Here is a 17,041-nt window from a genome sequence, read left to right on the forward strand (position 1 = left end):
GAGAGCTGAACCCTCCCAGCAAGCCTGCACATCATCTGCCACTCGACAAATAGCACGGTCGTACTTTATGCTGCCCCGGTCAATGAAGGAGAGTGCGATGAGCAAGGGCCGGCTGACCCGCGACAACATTTTGCAGACTGCGTTCGAGCAGGCGAGCCAGCAGGGGCTGGAGAGCCTCACCATAGGCTCCCTTGCCAGCGCCTGCGAGATGTCGAAAAGCGGCCTGTTTGCCCACTTCCAGTCCCGCGACAACCTGCAGATCGCCGTGCTGGAGTACGCCGCCGAGGTGTTCCGGGAGCGGGTGATCCAGCCGGTGCGCCAGCAACAGCACGGCAGCCAGCGAGAGAAGCTAATTTCCCTGCTGCAGGCCTGGCTGGCCTGGAACCAGTGTTTCGCCGGTCGCTGCATGTTCCTCGACGCCTGGACCTCGGCCCAGGAGGGTGAGGTGCAGCAGGCCGCCCGCCAGCTGGTGCGCTTCTGGCTCGACTACCTGGCCCGCCAGGTGGTGCAGGGACAGAGCGAGGGCGAGTGGCGCAGCAACATGGATCCCTGGCGCGCCGTCTACCGCCTCTATGGCCTCTATCTGGCGGATCAGGTGTTCAATGCCCTCGACCTGTGTCAGGATCCGGCCCGCCACTTCTGGCCCGAAGTAGAGACGCTGCTGGATGGCTGGCGCTGATGGATTGACCTCTCTTTTTTAAAACCGACAAAAAAGCACGACCGTTCGCACATAAAAACCACAGGATGACCATGAGCAGCAAGATCTACTTCAACACCCGCCGCTTCAGCCCGAGCAAATGGCTGCTCGGCCTTGGCACCCGCTTGCATCACACCTTGGCCCCCGCTCATGCCAAGCGTACCGCCAGCAAGCTGCTGCTCACCCCCCAGCGCAACCAGCGGGATGACTCGGCACCGGCCGGACTGGCCAAGCAGGCCGTACACACCAGCGAAGGCACCCTGATGAGCTACCGGCTCGGCCAGGGGCCGGTCTGGCTGCTGATGCACGGCTGGTCAGGCAGCGCCAGCCAGTTCTACCCGCTGATGAGCCACATCGCCGCCCAGGGCTTCACGGCCATTGCCTACGATCACCCGGCCCACGGCCACAGCGCCGGCCATACCGGCCACCTGCCCCGCTTCGTGCGCGCCTTCGACGAACTGGTGGAGAAGATGGCGGCGGAGTGCGGCCCGCTGCAGGGCGTCATCGCCCACAGCATGGGGGGCGCCGTCACCCTCTCCAGCCGTCGACGCGAGCTGGATGCCCTGCCGCTGCTGCTCATCTCGCCGGTGCTCGACTACGTGCCCCAGCTCTACGGCATGGTGGCGCGCTCCGGCTACTCCATCCGGCTGTTCGATGCGGTGGTCAAGGAGATTGAGCAGGAGTACCAGCACCCCTTGAGCACGGTCGACCCGCTGGGGCGGCTCGCCGGCCGCAGCGGGCCTGCCATCATAGTGCACGACGAGGAGGATCGCTTCGCCCCGCACGGCGATTCCCTGCGCGCCACCCAGGATGGTCGCACCCGGCTGGTGAGCACCCGCGGCCTCGGCCACGGCCGCATCCTCGCCAGTGCCCCGGCCTTCGCCGCCTTCGATCAGCTGAGTGCCGCCCAGAGCAACCACTGAACAGCCTCAAAAAGGGGCTGCAAAAATGGTTGGCAGGCCTGTTTTTATATTTGATACAGCGTCTTATAGTTAAATTGCTCGGTGGCAACACCCCCAGTGGCATGCATAAGGCGCAGTATCATGGCCAGACCCAACACAGCTCTTCTATTGACCGGTGGTGGTGCCCGCGCCGCCTACCAGGTCGGCGCCCTCAAGGCGATCGCCGAGTTCTATCCCCGCAATCTCGGCATTCCGTTTCCCATCCTGTGCGGTACCTCGGCCGGCGCCATCAATGTCACCGCACTGGCCTGCTACGCCTCCTGCTTTCATCTGGGAGTGCGCAAGCTGGAGTGGGTCTGGCGCCGTTTCGAGACCCACCACATCTTCGACTTTCACCCGGGGCGCCTGTTGTGGCGACTGATGTACGAGGGCTCGGCGGGGCTCGTCAATCCCCATACCAACCACGCCTTTCACCTGTTCGACAACGCGCCGCTGCGCCGCCTGCTGGATCAGCTCATCGACTATCACCGCATCGACGACAACATCCTCTACGGCAGCCTGGAGGCGCTGGCCATCACCGCCTCCGACTACGACGACGGCCTCTCCACTACCTTCTTTCAGGGGCGAGCGGAACACCTGCCGTGGGAGCGGGCCAGACGGCGCGGGCTGCGCACCCTGCTCACCTCGGATCACCTGCTCGCCTCCTCGGCGCTGCCGTTCGTCTTCCCGGCCACCCACATCGGCGAGAAGTTCTACGGCGACGGCTCCATCCATCAGCTGAGCCCGCTCAGTCCCGCCATCCACCTGGGGGCAGAGCGGATCCTGCTGATCACCCTGGATCCACCGGCGCACACGGCCCCCACCTTTCACCATGGCCACCTGACCAGCTCCAACATCGCCAGCCACCTGCTGGACACCGTCTTCACCGATACCCTCAACTCGGATCTGGAGCGGCTGTGGCGCATCAACCAGACCCTGGATCTCATCCCGGAGCGGGAGCGCAACCGGTTGAAACTCAAACGGGTGGAGACCTGCGTGCTCAAGCCAAGCCAGGATCTCGACCTGCTGGCGCTGGCCTATCTGCGCAAGCTGCCGGTGCATCTGCGCCGCCTGCTGCGGGTGCTGGGGGTGACGGGGGACGAGACCAGCAGCCTGGCCAGTTTCCTGATGTTCTATCCCGGCTACTGCCAGCAGCTGATCAAGCTGGGCTACCTGGATACCCTGAACGAGCGCCAGCGGGTCGAACAGTTTCTGGGGCTAGAGGAGGCGGTACGGGTCGAGGCCTGAGCCGGAGCATTCAAGGGAAGCGGGGACGGCATTGGCAGCAGGGCTGGTGCAACATGGGCTCAGGGATCAGCGCCCCTCCAGCAGGCGCTGCTCCGCCTGCTCCACCGCCACCGCATTGCCAAACAGCACCAGCTTATCCCCCGTCGCCAGCACCAGTTCGGGTCTGGGCTCCAGCCGCTGTGTGCCCCGCTGCACCTCCCTGATCCGCACCGCATCGAGCCCCAGCGCCTGCACGCAACGCCCCACTGCCCAGGCCTGCTCGTGCAGCAGCACGGGGTGCAGCCGCTCCAGCAGTTGATCCGTCTCCAGGTTGGCGGCGCTTTGATCTCCCCAGTAGAAGCCGTGCAGGAAGCGATACTGGTTGCTGCGCTCATGCTCCATGCGCCGGATCACCCGGCCGATGGGGATGTCGCAGTTGAGCAGCAGGTGGGAAACCAGCATCAGGGCACCCTCCTGGGATTCGGGGATCACCTCGAAGGCCCCCGCCCGCTTGAACGCCTCCAGGAAGCTGTCATCGCGGGTGCGCACCAGCACCTTCACCTCCCCCGCCAGCTCCCTGATGAGCGCCAGCATGGCCTCCACCCGCTTGGGATCGTCAAAGGTGATGATCACCAGCCTGGCCCGCAGCAGGCCGGCTGCCAGCAGGATGTCGCGCCGGCTGGCATCGCCAAATGCCACCTGCTCCCCCGCCGACTTGGCCTCGCTCACCCGCTCGGGGTCGAGATCCAGAGCTAGGAAGGGGATCTCCTCCTGCTTGAGAAAGCGGGCGCAGGTCTGGCCGGCCCGGCCAAAGCCCGCGATGATCACGTGCTGGCTCTTGCTCAGGCCCGACTGGGCCACTTCGGAGCGGGTGAGCAGGGCCGGATCGGTGAGGGAGCGGGCCAGCTGGTGAGCCTGTTGCACCAGCCAGGGGGTCATGGCGATGGAGGTGACCCCGATACCGATGAGCAAAGAGACCAGCCGGTGGTCGAGCAGACCGTGGTGATTGGCCAGTGCCAGCAGCACGAAGCCGAACTCCCCCACCTGGCTCAGCATGATCCCCGCCGCCATGGCGTCGCGCTTGCGCTCCCCCATCAGCCGGCCGGCCAGCAGCACCAGCAGGGACTTGAACAGGATGAGGGCCGGTACGCTGAGCGCCACCAGCCACCAGTCCAGCGCCACCCGCTGCCAGTCCATGGTCATGCCGATGGTGATGAAGAAGAGCCCCATCAGCACGTCTCGAAACGGCCGGATGTCCACCTCCAGCTGGTGACGGTAGTGGGATTCCCCCAGCATCATGCCTGCCAGAAAGGCCCCCAGCGCCATGGAAAGCCCCATCCACTGGGTGAGCGAGGCGGCCAGCAGCGCCACCAGCAGGGTGCTCAGCACGAACAGTTCGTCGGAGCGAGCCCGTGCCACCTCGTGAAACAGCAGCGGCAGCAGCCACTTGCCCACCGCCAGCAGGCTCAGCAAGGCAAACAGCCCCTTGAGGGTGGCCCAGGCGATCTCCGCCAGCAGGGCGCTGCCCTGGATCTCCGGCCGGGCCAGGATGGGGATCATCACCAACAGCGGCACCACCGCCAGATCCTGAAACAGCAGCACGCTCACCCCGAGCTGGGCACGGCGGGTGTGCAGCTGCTTCTGCTCCCCCAGCTGCTTGATCACCACGGCGGTAGAGGAGAGCGCCAGAGTGCCCGACACTACCAGCGCCTGGGCCAGACTCAAGCCCCACCACCAGGCGATGGCAAAGAACAACAGGGAGGTGAGCAACACCTGCAGGCCACCGACCCCGATCACCAGTCGGCGCATGGCGATGAGCCGGGGCAGCGAGAACTCGAGCCCCAGCGAAAACATCAGAAAGACGATGCCGAGCTCGGCGATGGTCTGCATGATCGACTGGCCGGTGATCACGGCAGCGCCATGGGGGCCGAGCACGACCCCGGCGAGCAGGTAGGCGAGGATCACCGGCTGGCCAAGGCGCCGGAAAATCGCCACCAGCAGGACGGCGGCAAGCAGCAGGATCAATACGTCTGCGTACAATATTTCCTCCTTTTTTATCTACTTAAGCCTAGCCAGCCACCCTTGTTCGCATCGAACATATTTTGGGCACAGGTATTGCAGGTAAGCAGCAGGAAGTAGGTTGTTTGAGGGCTGTACCGTGGAAAACACATCATCATTGAGCGGTTTGGGACATGGCATCGAGCAGTGGGTTCGCCAGATGGAGCGGCTCACGCCGCTGGCAAGCCAGGATCGCAACCAGCTGCTCGAGCAGTTGCTGGTGCAGACCGATCTGGGCAGCCTGCTGGCAACTTTTGCCGATCGTGCGGCAAGAATTGTCCGGATCCACAGCCTGCACTTCGACTGTGGCCAACCGCACACCCTGATCCAGCATCCGCCCCAGGCCAGCCTGACCCTGCACAGCTATCCGTTCGAGCTGCGCGGTCAACACGGCCAGTTGCTGGGCCAGCTGCACTACACCCTCGAACACGCCCTGAGCGGCAGTCAGCAACGGGTGCTGCAGCAGTATCATCAGCTGCTCAGCCTGCCGCTGCCCCTCTATCTGCGCCTGTCACAGCTGGAGCTGCAGGTGCGGCTCGATCACCTGACCGGACTCGGCAACCGCTCCTACTTCGACGAAGCTATCGGCCGCGCGGTAGAGCAGCACAGCCGGGAATCCCACGGGCTGGTGCTGGTACTGCTGGATCTCGACCGCTTCAAGCAGATCAACGACACCTGGGGTCACCCGGTGGGCGATCTGGTGCTGAGCCGCTTCGCCCAGCTGCTGACCCACTGCATCCGCAGCACGGATCAGGCGTTTCGCCTCGGCGGCGACGAGTTCGCCCTGCTGCTGCAACCCGCCGAGCCCGAGGCCTGGCGCCCGGTCTGGCTGCGTTTGCAGCACATGTTGCTGACTCACAAGGAGCTAAGTACCTTCTCGGTCGGCTGCAGCCTGGGGGCCGCCAGCTGGCAGTCCGGGGTGGACGTGCACAGCCTGTACGAAGCGGCCGATGCCCACCTCTACGCCCGCAAGAAGGCGGGCAAGGCCGGCCTGCTGGACTGAAGCGGCAAGCCGCTGAATACGACAAGGCCGGCATATGCCGGCCTTGTCCGTTTGCTGCAGAGAGGATTACAGCGGGGGCTGACAGGCCGCCGCCGGCAGCCAGTGCCAGGCCAGGCCAGGCTCCTGCGTCATGAATCCGTCACAGAGGAACAGCTCGCCCACCGCCGCCACCTGCTCGCCGTAATAGAGGATGGGAATGCGGCCGCGCTGCCAGGAGGGAACCCCGTACTCCTGCAGCAGCTTCTTGAGACGCCGGCTGCCGCCGCGCCCCACCGGCTTGAGCATGCTGCCGGCGGCCACCCCGAAGCGCACCGACAACGGCTCGTCCGCCCCTGGCAGCCGCAGCCCTTCGCCCTCCGTCCGCGAGATCAGTCGCACCTCGCCGAGCCCGTCCGGCAGGATCAGCGTCTCCCCCACCCTCAACGCCAGCTGCTCGTGACGAGGCTGCAACCCGGGTCGCACCAGATGAAGCCGACCCTGAAAGCGGCGGCAGCTCTGCTCCCCCCAGTTGAGCTGGGGATTGGCGTCTTCTCGCGCCAGCGCCACCTCCTGCCAGAGCAGACCGAGCTGCTCGCGAGAGGGCATCTCGCCCCCCTGGCGGCGGATCCAGTAGCGCAGCAGGTTGTTGCGCCGGGTGCCTGACAGGGCCAGCAGCGGCGTGATCTGCAGCGCCTCTCCTGCCGCCGCCAGCCGCCAGTCGGCCTCGGCCAGCTCCTCCAGCAGCGCCTCCTGTTCGGCGCACAGCGCCATGCTGCGCGCCGCCGTCTGGGCCATGGCGGGCCAGCGGGCCTTGAGCTGGGGAATGAGCTGCTGGCGCAGGAAATTGCGGTCATAACTCACATCCTGATTGCTCTCATCCTCCACCCAGCCATAGGGGAGGCTGGCCGCCGCCTCGGCCAGCTCGGCCCGGCTCACCTCGAGCAGCGGGCGCAGCAGCAAGCCGCCGGCAAAGGGTTGGCTCGGCACCATGCCCGCCAGCCCGCGCAGACCGGCGCCGCGCTTGAGCGCCAGCAGCAGGGTCTCCAGCTGATCGTCCTGATGGTGGGCAGTGAGCAGCCACTCCCCCTCCCCCAGCTGGGCGGCGAGGCGCAGATAGCGGGCCTCCCGCGCCTGCGCCTCCAGACTGTCGCCGCTACCCCGTTGCAGTTGCACCCGCACGGTGATGAGCGGCACCGCCAGTTGCTGACACACCCCTTCACAGTGGGCCACCCATTCGTCGGCATGTGGGCTCAGGCCGTGATGGACGTGCAGGGCGCGCAGGGCAAGGCCGTGGGCGTGAGCGAAGCGGGCCGCCAGCACCAGCAGCACGGTGGAGTCGAGCCCGCCGCTGAAGGCCACCAGCAGGCCGCGGGAACCTTCGGGCGCAGGCAGAGTCTGACAAAAGCGAGAATAAATACGAGAAATCATAGGCTTCCCCAATACGACCAGGCGGATCTTAGCAGAGTCGGGCTTATCAAGCGCTAACCCGACTGCTAGAGTGAATCGCTCCCTGCGTGGGCAAGGAAGCCGTATAACCCGAATTGGAATCAAAAAATGAACAATAAGAAAAGCATACTGGCCGGCCTCATCGGGCTGGCCCTGCTGGCAGGCTGCAGTCAGGCGCCGGATACCAGCAACAAGCACTCAGGCCTCGCGCTGGCCAACATGGACACCAGCGTCAAACCCGGCGATGACTTCTTCCGCTACGTGAACGGCCACTGGCTGACCACCGCCAAGATCCCTGACGACAGGCCCGCCGACGGCGCCTTCTACCTGCTGCGGGACAAGTCCCTGGCGGACGTGCGGGTGCTGGTGGAAGGGCTGGATGGCAAGGCCGCCGCCGGCTCGCAGGCCCAGCAGATCCGCGATCTCTACCACAGCTATCTGGATCAGGCGACCCGGGATGCCAAGGGTACTGCTCCCCTGCTGCCCATGCTGAGCGAGATCGAGCAGATCAAGAGCAGCCAGGATCTCGCCCGCGCCTTCGTCCAGAGCGGTCGCAACGGCGGCGGCGCCCCCTTCGGCTTCTGGATAGACGCCGACGCCAAGGCCCCGGACAGCTACGCCGTCTACCTCTACCAGGCCGGCCTCAGCCTGCCGGATCGGGACTACTACCTCAAGACGGATGCCGCCAGCCAGGCGCTGCTCAAGAAATACGAGCAGCACATTGCCACCATGCTGGGTCGCTTCGGCGAGCCGGATGCCGCCGCCAAGGCCAAGCGGGTGCTGGCCCTTGAGAGCAAACTCGCCAAGATCCAGTGGGACAACGTCAACCTGCGGGATCGGGAGAAGAACTACAACAAGGGGCCTCAGAGCGAGCTCAAACGCCTCGCCCCCGCCATCGACTGGGACGCCTACCTGAGCCAGGCCGGCCTCGCCGGCCAGCAGAGCCTGGTCATCGGCCAGCCGAGCTATCTCGCGGCCCTGAACGAGGTGATGAAGCAGACCCCGATCGGCGACTGGCAGGCCTACCTCAAGTGGCAGCTCATCACCGATTACGCCCCCTACCTCGACAGCCAGACCGATGCCCAGAACTTCGCCTTCTTCGGCACCACCCTGAGCGGCACGCCCAAGCAGCGGGCCCCCTGGGAGCGGGCCCTCGGCGTGCTGGATGATCACCTGGGCGAGGCTGTCGGCAAGCTCTACGTGGAGCGCTACTTCCCGCCCCAGGCCAAGGCCCGCATGGAACAGCTGGTGGAGAACCTGCGCACAGCCTACGGCCAGAGCATCGAGGAGCTGGACTGGATGTCGCCGGCCACCAAGGCCCAGGCCAAAGAGAAGCTCGCCAAATTCCGCCCCAAGATCGGCTACCCGGACAAGTGGAAGGATTACAGCGCCATCGCGATCCGCGCCGACGATCTGGTGGGCAACCTGCAGCGCGCCCGCGCCTTCGAATACGCCGACAACCTGGCGCGCCTCGGCAAGCCGGTGGACAGAGACGAGTGGCACATGTCGCCGCAGACGGTGAATGCCTACTACAACCCGAGCAACAACGAGATCGTCTTCCCGGCCGCCATCCTGCAGCCCCCCTTCTTCGACATGCAGGCGGATGATGCGGTCAACTACGGCGCCATCGGCGGGGTGATCGGTCACGAGATGGGTCACGGTTTTGATGATCAGGGCGCCAAATCCGACGGTGACGGCGTGATGCGCGACTGGTGGACGCCAACCGATCTCAAGGAGTTTCGCTTCCGCACCAGCCGACTGGTGGCCCAGTACAACCGCTTCGAACCCATCGCGGGGCAGTTCGTCAACGGCCAGTTCACCCTGGGGGAGAACATCGGCGATCTGGGCGGCCTCACCATCGCCCACAAGGCCTACCTGCTGTCGCTGGATGGCAAGGAGGCCCCGGTGCTGGACGGCTTCACCGGCGAGCAGCGCTTCTTCCTCGGCTGGGCTCAGGTGTGGAAGGGCATGTATCGCCCCGAGCTGATGCAGATGCTGCTCGCCTCGGATCCCCACTCGCCGCCCGAGTACCGGGTCAACGGCGTGGTGCCGAACATCCCCGCCTTCTACGAGGCGTTCAACATCCAGCCGGGTGACAAGCTCTATCTGGACCCGGCCAAACGGGTCAAGATCTGGTAATGACGGCCCCGCTGAGGGGCGGATGACGCGAACCGGCGGGGACTGCCAGGCCGGTTCGCACAGTGACACAGGTGGCGGGCAACCGCCGCCGCAGTAACAAGGGTCAAACCGATGAAAGCCTTGCTCATGACACTCGGCCTGCTCACCCTGCCCCTCGCCAGCCAGGCGGCGGACGGGTTCTTCAAACAGCTGACGCTCCCCTCAGGCCAGGTAGTGACCGTCAGCGAAGGGCGCGGCGAACCGGCCTCCACCGGCAGCTACGACGTACGCCTCTACTCTGGCGCCAACCCCCAGTTCCCGCTGGATCAGTTCATCGACGGCAAGGTGCTGCCGCGCGATGGCAGCATCAAGGAGCTCAAGCTGCTGGATCTCAATGGCGACAAGCAGCCCGAGCTCATCGTCGTGGTCGAGAGTGCCGGCAGCGGCAGCTATCTGAGCGCCGACGCCTTCACCCTCAACCCACAGGAGGGGGTGGAGAACTTCAATCACGTGGAGGGGCTGGCCCCCAATGACGATGTGATTGAGGCCCTCAAGACCCCCCGCGACTGACATCCCCATCACCACGCCCCGCCCAGCGGGGCGTTTTTTTGTCCCGCCGCTGACAAAGCGCCTTCCCGCCTCATCCACAGGCACCGCCATGGATAGACGGTTATTTTTTCTGCGCTTATAATCGCCGCACCGTGCCATAACGAAACACAAGGAGGTAAAAAATGGTTATCCAAGCGTGTCCGATGTTCTCGGCTCGCCTGTTCGGCACATTCGCCTGCTCTTGCCTGCATACCATCGCGCTGCGATAGCGGGTTCGAGCAAAGCCGACTCCCTTCCATACCGAGACCTTTCTCGACTCTGCCGTTGTCGCCAGCGCTCCTGATGACAGGGATCTTCGATCCCGCGATTTAAGAGAGCAAGAGCATGACAACCCTGATGAGTACCCATTCCCTGCAGATGAGTGCGGGGCACCTTCCGTTATTTGACCATCTCGAACTTGGCATCCGCGCAGGCGACCGGCTCGGCCTGATTGGTGCCAACGGCTGCGGCAAGAGCACATTGCTGGCACTGCTGGCGGGCGAGCGCACGTCCCAGGCTGGCCGGGTCGTGCAGGCTGCCGCCTGCCGCTGCGAGTTCGTGGCCCAGCAACTGCCGACCAGGCTTTCAACCCTCAGCACCCGCGCCGTGCTGCTGGATGCGCTGGGCAACGACCCGAGCGCCGAGTGGCAGATGGACAAGCTGCTGACCGAACTGCAGCTGGAGGCCCAGGCCACGCTGCCGGTCAGTGCGCTGAGCGGCGGCCAGCACAGCCGGCTGCAGATAGGGCGCGCCCTGCTGCGCCAACCCAACCTGCTGCTGCTCGATGAGCCCAGCAACCACCTGGACCTGCCCGCCCTGCTCTGGCTCGAGCAGTTTCTGCTGGGCTGGCGCGGCGCCTTCGTGCTGGTTTCCCACGACGCTCGCCTGCTGGACAGCGTCACCGAGCAGACCCTGATCCTGCAGGGTGGCCAGCTGCACCGCTTCGCCCTGCCCTGCAGCCAGGCCAGGGCGGCGCTGGCCGCCGAGGATGAGCAGGCCCGCCTGCGCCGGGCCGACGAGCAAAAGGAGATCGACCGCCTGAGCGCCAGCAGCAAGCGCCTCGCCCTCTGGGGGCGGGAGCATGACAACGAGAAGCTGGTGCGCCAGGCCAAATCCATGGAAAAACGCATCGCCCGCCTGCAGGAGGAGCAGAGTCAGGTCGCGGCGCTGGCCCCCTGGCGGCTCGAGCTGCGCGGACTGAGCCTGCCCGCCGACACCCTGCTGCGACTGGAGGCCCTCGACGTGTCACCAGCACCGGATCTGCCGCCGCTGCTGCGGGCCGAGGAACTCTGGCTGCGGGCGGGGGACAGGGTCGCCCTGCTCGGAGCCAACGGCACCGGCAAGTCCTCCCTGCTGCGCCAGTGCTGGCGCGAACTGGCCGCGCAGAGCCCGCAGGCGGGCTGGTACTGCCACCCCGGCGCCAGCATCGCCTATTACGATCAGTCCCTGCAGCAGCTGGCGGACGACGCCACCCTGAGCGACGCCCTCTACCCGCTGGCCCCTCTGCCGGAGACCACCCGGCGTCAGGCGCTGATCCGGGCGGGTTTCCCCTATGCCCGCCACGGTCAGCAGGTGCACACCTTGAGCGGGGGGGAGCGGGCACGGCTGCTGTTTCTCGCCCTGTCCCTCGGCAGCCACCACATGCTCTGGCTCGACGAGCCTACCAACCACCTGGATCTGGCGGGCAAGGAGGAGCTGGCCGAGGCCATTGCCGCCTTCCCGGGGGGCGTGCTGCTGGTCTCCCACGACCGGGAACTGATCGAGCGCAGCTGCAACCGCTTCTGGCTGATAAAGGATGGGCGCATCCAGGAGGCCCACAGTGCCGAGCGGGCCTATGCCGAGCTGCTCGGCGATGCTCCCTTGCCGGCAGCAGACAAGGCAAGCCTGGCCGCCCCCGCCATGGGGCAGACCCCGGCCGGCCCGGCGGATGACGAAGAGGCACTGCTGGCACGCTGGTATGAGCTAGATGCCCTGCTCGCCGCCGATCTGGCCCGCAAGCCCAGGCACCAGACCCCGCGCCTGCAGCAGCAGTGGCGGGGAGAACTGGCACGCCTTGCTGACCTGCTCGGCTTTGCCTGACGCCAGCCAGCATCATCCATCCTTTATCACTCAACTCACGCGGCCAACTCAGGTTGGCCGCAAGGAGCCACCATGACATCAACGCAACAACCCCACATCAGGCTGGATCCGGTCAGCGACGCCGATCTGCCCCACATCTTCCGCGGCCTCTCCGATCCGCGGGTCGTCGCCTACTACGGCGTCAGCTACGACAGCCTGACGGCGTGCCAGGCCCAGATGGCCTGGTATGCCGAGCTGACCCGCACCGGCCGCGGCGCCTGGCACCTCATTCGTGACCGGCACACGAGCGAACCGCTCGGCGCCATCGGCTACAACGATGCCGATCCTGAGCACCGGCGGGCCGAGCTGGGCTACTGGCTCTATCCCGAGCACTGGGGCAAGGGAGTGATGAGCGCGGCGCTGCAACTGTGGCTGCCGCTCACTTATCGCACCACAGCACTGCACCGGCTGCTGGCGGTGGTGGAGGAGCCCAACCGCCCCTCCGCCCGCCTGCTGGAGCGGGCCGGCTTTCACTACGAGGGCACCGCGCGGGAGTGCGAACGCAAGGGGGATGGTTTCATCTCCCTGCGCCACTACGCCATCTTGCGCAGTGACCTGCCCGCCAACCGCTGACAGGCAGCAAAAAGCCCCGCACTGCGGGGCTTTTGTCGGGTTACTTGATGGCGCAGACACGATCATCTGGCGCCGAGCGGCGACCTCTGCGCCGCCACAACGAGAAGCAGCCGTAACCCAGACTGAGCACGACGGCATAGAGCACCTGGGAAGCGAGCGCCACCAGCACCAGGGCGCAGAGCAGCACGCTCACCCCCGCCAGCCCCTTGCCAACCCCGCCGAGCAGACGCCAGCCCGCCGCCATGCAGAGCAGGTAGACCAGCACGAAGTTGCCGTTGGCGTAGCGGATCAGCTCATCGAGGGGCAACCGCAACCAGATGATGAGGGTGATGCAGAGCAGGCAGATAAGCAGTACCAGACCGAGCGCCCGCAGCGGCGCGCCGCGAGCGGTAAGCACCGCCAGCGAGGGGGGCAGCTTGCCTTCGCGCGCCATGCTCCAGATAAGCCGGGCAAAACCCTGAATGTAGATGTTGATGCTGGCAAAACAGGAGAGGTAGCCGAGCACCGCCACCAACCACTTGGCGGTGGGGCCGAACAGCAGGGAGAGCAGGGCCGGAATGGCGGTGGCGTTGGCCGCCTCATCGCCGTAGAGGCCATATTTGAGCACCACCAGCGAGTGCACCCAGTAGATGAGCCCGGCCAGCAGCACCCCGCCGAGCAGGGCCAGCGGATAGTCCCGCTCCGGTCGCTTGAACTCCTCCCCCATGTGGGCGAAGGCCTCGAGCCCCACGAAACACCAGAACATCACCGCCAGCGCGGTGGCCATGGCGGGCCACTCGTCCGTCGTCGGCAGCGGCCGGGCGGCGTCGCGCCAGCTGATATCCCCCTTGAACCAGATTAGCAGGGTGAGCCCCAAAATGGCGAGCGCGATCAGCAACTGCAGGTTGCCGGAGGAGCGCGCCCCGCGCACCCCCAGCAAAAATACCCCGAGCAGGGTGAGCAGCTGGATGCCCCACAGGGTCCACTCCCCCAGATCGAACAGGGCGTGCCAGAAGCCGGCGGCGATCATCAGGGCGGCGGGCAGACCCACCGGCAACACGGCCAGAAACAGGAAGGCGGAGAAGCGCTCGGCGCCGTTGCCAAAGGCAAGGCCGATAAGGTGTGGTGCCCCGCCGGCGTGGGGATAACGACGGCCGAGGCGGGCGAAGGTAAAGGCGATGGGCAGTACCAGCGCAATCAGCAGCAACCAGGCCCACAGCGAAGCCCCCCCCGCCAGCGAGGCGGCGGTCGCCGGCACCACGAAGATCCCGGTGCCCAGCAGCGAGGTGGCGAGCAGTCCCATCCCCTGCAAAAGCCCGAGATCCTTTTTCAACCCAGACATATCCTTTTGTCCTGTCTAGAAAAACATCCCGCCATGTTAGGCCTGCCCCGCCTCTTTGTTAAGGGCGGCGGCGAGAATATGCCCGGTTTTATGCAAGGCCGTAGCCCTGACCGCGGCCATAAAAAAAGCCGCCTCTTGCGAGGCGGCTTCTTCATTCAAGCGGGTAACCGGTGTTATCAGGCAATCAGCTTGTAGATGATACCGGACATGGCGATCAGGCCGATGATGGTCACGAAGCCGTTGCTGATGTTGCCAGCGTATTTGCGCATGGCCGGCACCTTGGTGATGGCGTACATCGGCATCAGGAACAGCAGCATCGCGATGATGGGGCCGCCCAGGTCTTCAATCATGCCGAGGATGCTCGGGTTGATGGTGGCGATGGCCCAGGTGGTCAGGATCATGAACACGGCAGTCACTTTGTTCAGTTGCTTGGTGTCAACGTTCTTGCCCTTCTCGCGCAGCGCCTTGGCCATCAGGCCGTTCATGCCCTCTTGCGCACCCAGGTAGTGACCCAGGAAGGATTTGCTGATGGCAACCATGGCGATCAGCGGAGCCACGGTGGCGATAACCGGGTTGTCGAAGTGGTTGGCCAGGTAGGACAGGATGGAGATGTTCTGTTCCTTGGCGGCAGCCAGGTCAGCCGGAGAGAGGCTCAGTACACAGCTGAATACGAAGAACATAACGGTCATCACCATCATGACGTGGGCGCCCAGCAGGATGTTGCTGCACTTCTTCTCGGCACCTTCACCGTAACGACCCTTGTTGTCCACCGCGAAGGAGGAGATGATCGGAGAGTGGTTGAAGGAGAACACCATGACCGGGATGGCCAGCCACAGGGTCTTGATGAAATCGCCGTTGAAGGCATCACCCAGCGCCGGGGCTTCGGTGATGATGGCACCATTCCAGTGCGGGATCAGGTAGAGCGCCAGGCCCATCAGGGTGATCACGAACGGGAATACCAGCACGCTCATCGCCTTGACGATGACCTGGCCGCCCAGACGAACAACCGCCATCAGACCCAGGATCAGTGCCAGTGACAGGACGGCACGGGGAGGTGCAGTCATGCCCAGCTGGTGAACAATCAGGCTCTCGACTGTGTTGGTGATGGCGACCGAGTACATCAGCACGATCGGGTAGATGGCAAAGAAGTAGAGCAGGGTGATGAACTTGCCTGCGGTCTTGCCGAAGTGCTCTTCTACTACTTCGGTGATGTCGCCGTCACGGGTGGAGCCGGACAGCACGAAGCGGGTCAGGCCACGGTGGGCGAAGAAGGTCAGCGGCAGGGCCAGGATCAGCATGGCAACCAGCGGCCACAGGCCACCTACACCGGCGTTGATCGGCAGGAAGAGCACACCGGCACCGATGGCGGTACCGTACAGACCCAGCATCCAGACCACATCGGCCTTGTTGATGCCACGGGAAGATGCATTACTGGCTAAGTTGCCTTCTACTGCAATGTTCATGTCAGACATAGGGGTGTTCCTGTCATCAAGGAAAATAGAAAATATCTAGTCAACCGGGCGCAATGCCCTGTCCCATTTCCCTGGAACGCCTGCAGTCCATCCCTGTTTTATTCTCATTCCCATCGCTCCGGCAAACTGGTCATCACTCCATGTAACAACCAAATTGCAACAAACAGACCGGTGGGGAGTGGGCCCGAGGGCCGCAAACGCGTCAGTTTTTACAACTCACTAACACGCCTTTGTTTCGATGAGCTGACTCTAATTAAATCCCCTTAGCGATCACAGTGTTTTTTTGAATTAATCAACCAAAGTTTGATTGGAATCGCCTTTCTGGCGTCAGAGATCACGTTTCGAGCCCAATTTTGTGAACAGCCGTTAACAAATAGCGGTAGTTTCACCCGTATCTATATCCTTATGGGTACAACAATTTCGCTACATGTGTCTGTTTGTTGGCCACGTTGTGCCTTGCCCCGCCCTGGCGTACCCTGTTGTTCAACATTTTTCCGCTGAATTAATATGGCCATCACCCGTACCGACCTCGCCGAACTGGCGGTGTTTGCCGCCGTCGCCCGTCACCAGAGCTTCAGCAAGGCCGCCCTCGAACTCGGGGTCTCGGCATCTGCCCTGAGCCACAGCCTGAAAGGGCTGGAGACCCGGCTGGGGGTACGGCTGCTCAACCGCAGCACCCGCGCCGTGGTGCCCACCGAGGCGGGCCAGCGGCTGCTGACCCAGCTGCTGCCGACCCTGAACCATCTGGAGAGCGCACTGGGCGAGCTGACCCGTCACAGCGATGAGCCGGTGGGACGGCTGAAGATCTGCGCACCGCGCGGGGCCATCGACGACCTGCTGGCCCCGGTGTTGATCGATTACCTGGTACGCTACCCGCGCATGCAGGTGGAGGTGGTGGAACAGGAGCTGATGCCGCGCCTCATCGAGGATGGCTATGACGCCGCCCTCTTCTACGGCGATCTGCTGCCCAAGGAGATGATCGGGGTACCGCTCGGGCCGCCCCAGCGCTATCTGGTGGTGGCGGCGCCCGCCTATCTGGCCGAACACGGCACACCACAGCACCCCCGCGAGCTGTCGCGCCACGCCTGCATCGGCTACCGGCTCACCCCCTCCCATCACTACCGCTGGGCCTTCGCCGGGGAGGAGGGATCCCTGCTGGAGATAGAGGTGACGGGTCCGCTCACCACCAGCACGCCGGCCCTCTATCTGGGGGCTGCCGAGGCGGGGCTGGGGCTGGCCTACTGTCTGGAAGAGGAGGTGAGCCAAAAAGTAGCCCAGGGGAAACTGCTCACCGTGCTGGAGCCCTGGTGCCCCACCTTTGCCGGTTTTTATCTCTTCTATCCCAGCCGGCATCAGCTGGGCAGCGGCTTGCGAGCTCTCATCGACATGCTGAAAGCCCACTATCAACCGACCAATTACTGAATATTGCTCATCAATCCTTCAAGTAGAACCCGGATTATCGCAAAAACAATATTAATCTAGACTGTCTGCTCGATAATC

13 protein-coding genes are annotated in these 17,041 nt (G+C 64.6%); 9 read left to right on the top strand and 4 right to left on the bottom strand.

The genetic code is table 11. The features are described 5' to 3' along the window. The first annotated feature begins 97 nt into the window (after positions 1-97). From ACB033_RS06890 to ACB033_RS06900, 3 genes are all read left to right on the top strand, one after another. On the top strand, positions 98-679 hold the full coding sequence (locus tag ACB033_RS06890) for a TetR/AcrR family transcriptional regulator (protein ID WP_371140420.1): 582 nt from the start codon (positions 98-100) through the stop codon (positions 677-679). Positions 680-750: 71 nt separating this feature from the next. Beyond that, positions 751-1,620 carry an alpha/beta hydrolase gene (locus ACB033_RS06895; RefSeq protein ID WP_162519871.1) on the top strand — a complete coding sequence of 290 codons (870 nt, stop codon included), beginning with the start codon at positions 751-753 and terminating at the stop codon, positions 1,618-1,620. A gap of 120 nt (positions 1,621-1,740) precedes the next feature. Beyond that, positions 1,741-2,886 (top strand): patatin-like phospholipase family protein, encoded by a 1,146-nt coding sequence (locus ACB033_RS06900; RefSeq protein ID WP_024941010.1) that lies wholly within the window; start codon positions 1,741-1,743, stop codon positions 2,884-2,886. 66 nt (positions 2,887-2,952) lie between these two features. On the opposite strand, the gene ACB033_RS06905 is transcribed toward ACB033_RS06900, so the two are convergent. Beyond that, entirely contained in the window at positions 2,953-4,905 is a 1,953-nt protein-coding gene (locus ACB033_RS06905) for a cation:proton antiporter (protein ID WP_139725386.1), read from the bottom strand. Positions 4,906-5,005: 100 nt separating this feature from the next. On the opposite strand from ACB033_RS06905, the gene ACB033_RS06910 reads away from it, so the two are divergent. Then, the gene (locus ACB033_RS06910; protein WP_095593212.1) at positions 5,006-5,926 is read left to right on the top strand and encodes a GGDEF domain-containing protein; all 921 of its coding nucleotides are present in this window, start codon (positions 5,006-5,008) and stop codon (positions 5,924-5,926) included. 66 nt (positions 5,927-5,992) lie between these two features. On the opposite strand, the gene tilS is transcribed toward ACB033_RS06910, so the two are convergent. After that, positions 5,993-7,333 carry a tRNA lysidine(34) synthetase TilS gene (tilS, locus tag ACB033_RS06915; RefSeq protein ID WP_139725385.1) on the bottom strand — a complete coding sequence of 447 codons (1,341 nt, stop codon included), beginning with the start codon at positions 7,331-7,333 and terminating at the stop codon, positions 5,993-5,995. 126 nt (positions 7,334-7,459) lie between these two features. Here tilS and ACB033_RS06920 point away from each other — a divergent pair, with 126 nt between their 5' ends. From ACB033_RS06920 to ACB033_RS06935, 4 genes are all read left to right on the top strand, one after another. Further along, positions 7,460-9,490, top strand: a complete 2,031-nt coding sequence (locus ACB033_RS06920; protein WP_371140421.1) for a M13 family metallopeptidase — start codon at positions 7,460-7,462, stop codon at positions 9,488-9,490. Positions 9,491-9,601: 111 nt separating this feature from the next. Next, entirely contained in the window at positions 9,602-10,039 is a 438-nt protein-coding gene (locus ACB033_RS06925; RefSeq protein ID WP_010634765.1) for a PliI family lysozyme inhibitor of I-type lysozyme, read from the top strand. A gap of 363 nt (positions 10,040-10,402) precedes the next feature. Then, entirely contained in the window at positions 10,403-12,136 is a 1,734-nt protein-coding gene (locus ACB033_RS06930) for an ABC-F family ATP-binding cassette domain-containing protein (protein WP_139725383.1), read from the top strand. Positions 12,137-12,208: 72 nt separating this feature from the next. Beyond that, the gene (locus ACB033_RS06935; RefSeq protein ID WP_139725382.1) at positions 12,209-12,748 is read left to right on the top strand and encodes a GNAT family N-acetyltransferase; all 540 of its coding nucleotides are present in this window, start codon (positions 12,209-12,211) and stop codon (positions 12,746-12,748) included. 40 nt (positions 12,749-12,788) lie between these two features. Here the strand turns inward: ACB033_RS06935 and yjeH are convergent, their stop codons facing one another. Together yjeH and ACB033_RS06945 are read right to left on the bottom strand one after the other, a co-directional pair. After that, positions 12,789-14,069 carry an L-methionine/branched-chain amino acid transporter gene (gene yjeH, locus ACB033_RS06940; RefSeq protein WP_139725381.1) on the bottom strand — a complete coding sequence of 427 codons (1,281 nt, stop codon included), beginning with the start codon at positions 14,067-14,069 and terminating at the stop codon, positions 12,789-12,791. A gap of 176 nt (positions 14,070-14,245) precedes the next feature. Continuing rightward, positions 14,246-15,541 (bottom strand): HAAAP family serine/threonine permease, encoded by a 1,296-nt coding sequence (locus tag ACB033_RS06945; RefSeq protein WP_005303413.1) that lies wholly within the window; start codon positions 15,539-15,541, stop codon positions 14,246-14,248. A gap of 507 nt (positions 15,542-16,048) precedes the next feature. On the opposite strand from ACB033_RS06945, the gene ACB033_RS06950 reads away from it, so the two are divergent. Then, on the top strand, positions 16,049-16,963 hold the full coding sequence (locus ACB033_RS06950; RefSeq protein ID WP_005303415.1) for a LysR family transcriptional regulator: 915 nt from the start codon (positions 16,049-16,051) through the stop codon (positions 16,961-16,963). Positions 16,964-17,041 lie beyond the last annotated feature (78 nt).

The organism is Aeromonas sp. S15(2024) (assembly GCF_041402265.1).
Lineage (GTDB): Bacteria > Pseudomonadota > Gammaproteobacteria > Enterobacterales > Aeromonadaceae > Aeromonas > Aeromonas dhakensis.

What these genes read in the sequence shown, in the direction of transcription:
- ACB033_RS06890 (WP_371140420.1), top strand. Translation starts at nt 98, where the DNA reads ATGAGCAAGGGCCGGCTGACCCGCGACAACATTTTGCAGACTGCGTTC.
- ACB033_RS06895 (WP_162519871.1), top strand. Translation starts at nt 751, where the DNA reads ATGAGCAGCAAGATCTACTTCAACACCCGCCGCTTCAGCCCGAGCAAA.
- ACB033_RS06900 (WP_024941010.1), top strand. Translation starts at nt 1,741, where the DNA reads ATGGCCAGACCCAACACAGCTCTTCTATTGACCGGTGGTGGTGCCCGC.
- tilS (WP_139725385.1), bottom strand. Translation starts at nt 7,333, where the DNA reads ATGATTTCTCGTATTTATTCTCGCTTTTGTCAGACTCTGCCTGCGCCC.
- ACB033_RS06920 (WP_371140421.1), top strand. Translation starts at nt 7,460, where the DNA reads ATGAACAATAAGAAAAGCATACTGGCCGGCCTCATCGGGCTGGCCCTG.
- ACB033_RS06925 (WP_010634765.1), top strand. Translation starts at nt 9,602, where the DNA reads ATGAAAGCCTTGCTCATGACACTCGGCCTGCTCACCCTGCCCCTCGCC.
- ACB033_RS06930 (WP_139725383.1), top strand. Translation starts at nt 10,403, where the DNA reads ATGACAACCCTGATGAGTACCCATTCCCTGCAGATGAGTGCGGGGCAC.
- ACB033_RS06935 (WP_139725382.1), top strand. Translation starts at nt 12,209, where the DNA reads ATGACATCAACGCAACAACCCCACATCAGGCTGGATCCGGTCAGCGAC.
- yjeH (WP_139725381.1), bottom strand. Translation starts at nt 14,069, where the DNA reads ATGTCTGGGTTGAAAAAGGATCTCGGGCTTTTGCAGGGGATGGGACTG.
- ACB033_RS06945 (WP_005303413.1), bottom strand. Translation starts at nt 15,541, where the DNA reads ATGTCTGACATGAACATTGCAGTAGAAGGCAACTTAGCCAGTAATGCA.
- ACB033_RS06950 (WP_005303415.1), top strand. Translation starts at nt 16,049, where the DNA reads ATGGCCATCACCCGTACCGACCTCGCCGAACTGGCGGTGTTTGCCGCC.